Below are 5,000 nucleotides of genomic sequence, written 5' to 3'. Positions count from 1 at the left end.
ATTTAATGGTTATGGGCAGCTGGTAATTCAGGCGAGTCGGGCGATATCCTATCGCGGCAGTCTGAATTTAGCCACTAATACCTTTACTGTGACCATTCCTGCCACAAGAATCTCACCGCAGTTACGTCGTCCAATTTTAGGCTCGAATAGCCCAATCGAACAAATTCGCCTCAATCAAGTGGGTGATGCAGTAGTCATTAGTGTCAAAACGATCGCAGGTTGGCAAATCCGTGAGGCAATCAGAACCGATCCTCAGGCGATCGCATTGCAGTTAAACAGTGTAGGACAGGTTACTACGAGTAATGTACCAATTACCAGAGCCCAAGCCCAAAACACCTATAGCAATGTTAATGGTCGTCAGATCGTGGTCATCGATCCTGGGCATGGGGGCCCTGACGTGGGGGCTACGCGCAATGGAGTTTACGAAAAAGACATTACTTTGGTAATTAGTAAACAACTGGGTAGGATATTACAGCAAATGGGCTATTCTGTGGTGTTTACACGCACTGAAGATATTGATCTCGACCTCGACCCAAGGGTAAAGATTGCGGAGAATGCTAGAGCGAGTGCCTTTGTAAGCGTGCATGTTAATTCACTTGATGCCAATGCCTCTCAAGTCAGTGGGGTTGAAACTTATCACGCACCAGGTGCGTCTTTAGGAGAGAATCTTGCAGAATTAGTACATGAGCAAATTCTTGCCATAACTGGGGCAAACGACCGTGGTGTGAGGTCGGCTAGATTTTATGTGATTCGCAATACTTCTATGCCTGCAATTCTTGTGGAAACTGGATATATTACCAATCCAACCGAGGCTTCAAAATTAGTCAACAGTGCTTATCAACAGCGCATGGCAGAGGCGATCGCTAAAGGGGTCGATCAATTTCTAAAGTCTTACCGAAGGTAGATTGAGGCGATCTTCATAGCCCAAAAATCTAGCTGTTTAATAGCTCAGATTTCGGATAATTACGTTATTGGGAGAAATGTTTTGCGATATCGACACATGGTAGTCGGAATTTTAGTGAGCCTAGCTACTAGCTATGGATGGAATATAGGCAACTTTGCTAGCAGCGAAGCTAATCCTATGCATCCCGACATTTTGGAATCATCTCTGCTTCAAAACAAACAAAACATCCCAAAGGGAATAGGAAATTTACAATCCCAGTCCATAAATACAAATAATCGAGTGGCTCAAGATCGAGGGACTAAAATCGCACAGGCGATACCCATTAATCCAAGCTTACCCATTTATAAACCAGTCAATCCAACTAACTCAGCATCCCTAACCGCTGAGATCGAACGATTGAGCTTAAGCAGTACAGGACAATTGAGCGTAGAGGCAACCCAAGCCATAAGCTATCAAACTAGTCTTGATCGCACTGGCAACTTCAACTTAGTTATCCCCAATGCCAAGATTTCGGCAAATTTCCAACGCCCTAGCCTTGCCGCCAATAGCCCTATTGAGAGGATTAAGCTGTCGCAGGTTGGTAATGCCGTGGAAATTGGCATTAAAACAAGTGCTGGTTGGCAAATACGTGAAACGCAAAGACTTAATAATAAACAAATCAAGCTCCAAATTTCCACAAGTGGGGTTGCTGCCAATCCTGCCAATCCATCACCTTTACCTACTAACAATCCTTCTCCAAATATTCCGCAAAATACAGGCGATCGTCGTCGGGGCGTAATCTATGTAGATGCTGGGCATGGGGGCAATGACCCTGGAGCCGTTGCCAATGGCATTCAAGAGAAAGATGTCGTTTTGCCAATTAGCCTCAAGCTCGGACAGGCTCTACAAACCATGGGTTACACCGTTTATTACACCCGTACTAATGATGTGGAAATCGACTTAGAGCCTCGCGTTGCCGCAGCAGAGAGAATCAATGCCGATGTGTTTGTCAGCGTCCATGCTAATTCGCTTGCCCCAGGCAATAGTGGCATCAGTGGCATTGAGACCTATCATTCACGGAACTCAACGGTTGGTCGTGAGCTTGCCAACTACGTGCATTCGCAGATTATTGCAGGAACTGGAGCAAACGATCGCTCGGTTAGAGGTGCAGGTTTTTATGTAATTGCCAGAACTTCGATGCCTGCGATTTTAGTCGAGACGGGATTTGTAACGAATCCAACGGAAGCAAGGAATTTAAATAGCCCAGATTATCAAAAACGGATGGCAGATGCGATCGCGCGCGGGATCGATCAATTTATGCGCGTCCGAGGTAGATAATAGCAATTCCCAAAATGGCGTTGCCATTTTGGGAATTGCTATTAAGCATCGCTTAGGCAGGAGATTTAGAAAATTCCAAGGGAGAATGGGACTGTTGTTGTTGTCGTGCATCGGTGATCAGCCAATCTAGGGCCGCCGCTTGCAAATCGATCGTTGCACCTGTTTTATCAACACAGTAACGACCAAATACCAATTTATCGACTAGCCGCACATCAGACAAACGGGAATACTCAAAAATCACGCTCCGTTCAACTACCGCACCACTACAAACATGACAATTAGGACCAATCATTGTCGGACCAATGATAGTTGCTCCATCCTCGATTTGAGTCATGCCACCAATATAAACAGGACCACGAATATCAACTTTGTCCCAATTAACCGAAACATTTAAGCCTGCATAAATCCCTGGCTTAACTTCATGCCCCGGAATATTAACGTTTTTAATCTTGTCTAGTAAGACATCTTGGATTGCCTGCCAATAGTCGGGAACCTTACCAATATCCACCCATTGAAAGTCCATCGAAATGGCATGGAAAGGTAAATCGGCTCCCACCAATTTAGGAAACAAATCACTACCAAGGTCAAATTCTAGCCCTGAAGGGACATAATCAAGAATTTCAGGTTCAAATATATAGATGCCTGTATTGATCGTATTGCTCAGGGCATCTTCAACACTTGGTTTTTCTTGAAATTGCTTAATTCTGCCATCAGAATCGGTAACCACTACCCCATAGCTAGAAACCTGATCTCTGGGAACAGTTTTGGTAATAATCGTAGCAAGGGACTTTTTTTGACGATGCCAATTCACAGCATAGGTGAGATCAAGATCGATCAAAGCATCGCCACAAAGGACAACAAAAGTATCATCAAAAAACGGGGAGAAATCTTGGATTTTTTTCAGTCCTCCTGCTGAACCAAGCGCACTACCTTGGAGCTTGCCATCAATAATGGTTCCCTCAAAGGAATATGCCATTTGTACACCAAATTTTTGACCATCTCGAAAATAATTCTCGATCTCTTCCGATAGGTGGCTAACGTTAACCATGATCCGATCGAAGCCATGCTGTCTTAGTAGCTCAACTAAAAACTCCATCACAGGCTTTTGCATGATGGGAATCATGGGCTTAGGCATGATATTCGTGATCGGGCGGATTCTAGTACCTTTACCCGCAGCCAAAATCATGGCTTTCATAAATTACGTTCTCCTCTCACTACGATTAAATGGCACTTGCATAAGCACCTCGGCATAATTCAAAAATCTAGCCTCCAAACTATGCCGATCGCTATGCTAAAGGCAAACTATTTGGAATTCTATTTTTAATTATGCTTACCTACTCATCTGAAATTTAGTTTACTAAGCTCTGCCAAAGCTCCCTAAAAACCGTCTTATCATACCTTGTAATACCATTTCCCTGAAGTGTGCCAACACCTTAGAAAACGAAAAACTAAACTCAGCAAGGTTTTTAAGTTCAAAAAATAGCAAATTTTTGCGCTAGTTTTACTGGTTTTATACCAAAAAAATGGCTACGCCATTTTTTTGGTATTACTGGTTTTACATTAGTAGATATCGCAAGCCCCAAGAAGAGAATGGGGCGGCGCTTCACGCCACCCCATTCTCTTCTTGGGGCTTTATGTGGAAACTAACGGGCTTAAAAATCAATGCTACGACTGTTATATAAGCTCATTGCCTTTTCTAACCCATCCGCTAAAATACTGGTTACTGTGGATTCGGCAAGGTCGAGAATTTCAGGCAATACTTTAGTTTCTGTGGCGGAAAATCCACCGAGAACGTGATTAGTGACATTTTGATTGGCTTTAGTAGCGATCGCTTCATCACTACCAGATCTACCACCTCGACCGATACCCAGACGGAGACGGGGAAAATTTTGCGTGCCCAGATGCGCGATTATGGATTTCATACCATTATGTCCACCCGCAGAACCAGAGGGACGCAATCGCAGCTTACCAAGGGGTAAATCCATATCGTCATATACAACCAAAATATTTGCGGGACTGCCTTTAAACCAATCCGCACAGGCGCGGACGGATTGTCCCGACAAGTTCATATAGGTAGTGGGCTTCAGCAAACGAATCTTACCGTTACCGACCAATCGACTTGACAGTCGCCCCTCACCAAAGAGCCCATAAAAGCGTTTTTCTTTGCCAAGGGAGATATTCCAAGATGTGGATAGGCGATCGATCGCCATAAAACCAATATTGTGGCGAGTGCGATCGTATTCTGCCCCAGGATTACCCAGTCCGACAATTAAAGATATGGATTGAGTCTCAAGCATCCGCAGCGGTTGTTACTTCCTTAGTTTGTTCTGAAGAGGTGGCAACAGGAGCAGCAACAGATGCAGCTTCAGGACTCTGAGAAGATACGGTTGCCGAGGATGTCGCAGGGGCTGACTCGGCAGTTGTTGTGGGTTGCTCTAAACGCTCGGCTTCACGCTTAAATTCCGATTCAAATTCGCGGGAGGCATCTTGAAAACCTTTAATAGCTTTACCCATACTACGCCCAATTTCTGGCAGCTTTTTGGGGCCAAAGATCAAGAGAGCAACGAGCATGATCAGAATCATTTCAGGCAAACCAATACCAAAAATATTCATCAAGAATGACCTTCTTTTTAGACGAGTGAACTATTAGCGATCATAACCAGAGCCCGTCGGCGATCGGTCGATCCTGAATTTTTAAATTTATCAAAAAATCTATCAATAAGTAGCTGGGCATAATTAAAATCCAGATCTAAAACCTGCGGCGCACGCTGCGCGTGCG

General features: G+C 44.3%; 5 protein-coding genes (1 of these 5 running past the window's edge). 2 read left to right on the top strand and 3 right to left on the bottom strand.

Translation table 11 applies throughout. The features are described 5' to 3' along the window. Positions 1 to 904, top strand: partial view of an N-acetylmuramoyl-L-alanine amidase family protein gene (locus PSE7429_RS12550; RefSeq protein ID WP_009627581.1) — the 3' portion only. The gene continues 380 nt to the left of window position 1, outside the view; the window shows 904 of its 1,284 coding nt (coding positions 381-1,284); the start codon falls outside the window, past its left edge; it ends in the stop codon at positions 902 to 904. Positions 905 to 1,000: 96 nt separating this feature from the next. Further along, positions 1,001 to 2,221, top strand: a complete 1,221-nt coding sequence (locus PSE7429_RS12545; protein WP_009627580.1) for an N-acetylmuramoyl-L-alanine amidase family protein — start codon at positions 1,001 to 1,003, stop codon at positions 2,219 to 2,221. A gap of 52 nt (positions 2,222 to 2,273) precedes the next feature. On the opposite strand, the gene PSE7429_RS12540 is transcribed toward PSE7429_RS12545, so the two are convergent. The 3 genes from PSE7429_RS12540 to PSE7429_RS24445 form a co-directional block, all read right to left on the bottom strand. Further along, positions 2,274 to 3,416, bottom strand: coding sequence for a sugar phosphate nucleotidyltransferase (locus PSE7429_RS12540; RefSeq protein WP_009627579.1), 1,143 nt, complete (start codon positions 3,414 to 3,416; stop codon positions 2,274 to 2,276). A 457-nt stretch (positions 3,417 to 3,873) separates the two neighbouring features. Next, on the bottom strand, positions 3,874 to 4,518 hold the full coding sequence (gene pth, locus PSE7429_RS12535) for an aminoacyl-tRNA hydrolase (protein ID WP_009627578.1): 645 nt from the start codon (positions 4,516 to 4,518) through the stop codon (positions 3,874 to 3,876). Next, positions 4,511 to 4,834 carry a TatA/E family twin arginine-targeting protein translocase gene (locus PSE7429_RS24445; RefSeq protein WP_009627577.1) on the bottom strand — a complete coding sequence of 108 codons (324 nt, stop codon included), beginning with the start codon at positions 4,832 to 4,834 and terminating at the stop codon, positions 4,511 to 4,513. Before PSE7429_RS24445 ends, pth begins: the two co-directional genes overlap by 8 nt. Positions 4,835 to 5,000: the final 166 nt, after the last annotated feature.

Origin of the sequence: Pseudanabaena biceps PCC 7429 (assembly GCF_000332215.1) — a bacterium.
Classification (GTDB): Bacteria; Cyanobacteriota; Cyanobacteriia; order Pseudanabaenales; family Pseudanabaenaceae; genus Pseudanabaena; species Pseudanabaena biceps.
This window is presented reverse-complemented; position numbering and strand designations above follow the sequence as displayed.